This is a genomic window from Gordonia sp. NPDC003585, assembly GCF_040610755.1.
Taxonomy (GTDB): Bacteria; Actinomycetota; Actinomycetes; order Mycobacteriales; family Mycobacteriaceae; genus Gordonia.
Genome location: NZ_JBEXMX010000197.1, coordinates 1 through 1,293 on the forward strand (window position 1 = coordinate 1; position 1,293 = coordinate 1,293).

Genomic DNA, 1,293 nt, shown 5'->3' on the forward strand with positions numbered 1-1,293 from the left:
CGCTCGTAGGGTTGAAAGCTCCTACACAACCAACCTTGGGAGCTGACCCGTGCGCGCTACAACCCTACTGAACCGTCTGCTGTGCCTGCCGAGTATCACGGTGCGCGATGTGGAGATCACCGATGACCGGGTGGTGGTGGCGGTGCGGTTGCGGCGTCGTCTGGCCCAGTGCCCGTACTGCTCGTACACCACTGCTCACCGCTATGACACGCGCGATGCGGATTCCTCGTGGCGGCATCTGGACCTGGGCGGACGTATCTGCATGCTCACGGTGCGGCGGCGCCGGCTGCGGTGTCCCGAGCATGGTGTGCACGCCGAGGCGGTCGATTTCGCCCGTCCGGGATCGGGGTTCACCCGCGACTTCGAGGACCTCGTGGTGTGGCTGGCCACCAAGTGCGACAAGACCACCACAGCGACGTTCTGTCGCATCACCTGGCGCACTGTGGGTGCGATGTGTGGGCGCATCGCCGCGGACAAACTCACTCCGGAGCGCTTCACCGGTCTGGTCGACATCGGCGTCGACGAGATCTCCTGGCGCAAGCACTACAAGTTCCTCACACTGGTCTCTGATCACGACACCGGCAAGATCGTGTGGGGCACCACGGGCAAGGATGCCGCGGCGTTCGACAGGTTTTTCACCGACGCCTTGCCCGAGGGCGCGGCCGCCCAGATCGAGTCGGTCTCGATGGATCTGGGCCTGGCCTACCGCAAACCGGTACGCGCCCACGCCCCGCAGGCGGCGATCTGTTTCGATCCTTTCCACGTGGTCCAGCTGGCCACCAAAGCACTCGACACCGTCCGCCGCCAACAGTGGCAACTCGCGCGGACCCTGTCGGACAAACAGATAGCCCGCAACTACAAAGGTGCCCGGTGGGCGCTGCTCAAGAACCCCGAAAACCTCACCGACACACAGAGATCCACACTCGAGGAACTCAAACGCGGCGGTGGTGCCCTCGCGCGTGCCTACGACCTCAAAGAAGCATTACGGGCAGTATTTGCCGGTGACCTCGACAACGCTGAGGTGATCGACATGCTCGGCAAATGGTGCGGCTGGGCCCAGCGCTGCCGCATCAAAGAGTTCGTCAGAGTAGGCACCACCATCCGCGCACACCTCGAGGGCATCGCCGCTGCCGTGGACCGCGGATTGACCAACGGAACCCACGAAGGACTCAACACCAAAGTCCGATTGATCACCCGCCGAGCCTACGGATTCCGCACCGCCGAAAACGCACTCGCCATGATCCTGCTCGCCTGCGGACCGGTCACCCTCGAACTCCCATACCACACCCACAC

At 63.8% G+C, this 1,293-nt stretch carries 1 protein-coding gene; it reads left to right on the plus strand.

Annotated elements, in window-relative coordinates:
* Positions 1 to 49: 49 nt before the first annotated feature.
* The coding region (locus tag ABZW74_RS24585; RefSeq protein ID WP_355280128.1) for an ISL3 family transposase at positions 50 to 1,293 on the plus strand (1,244 nt) is incomplete at its 3' end.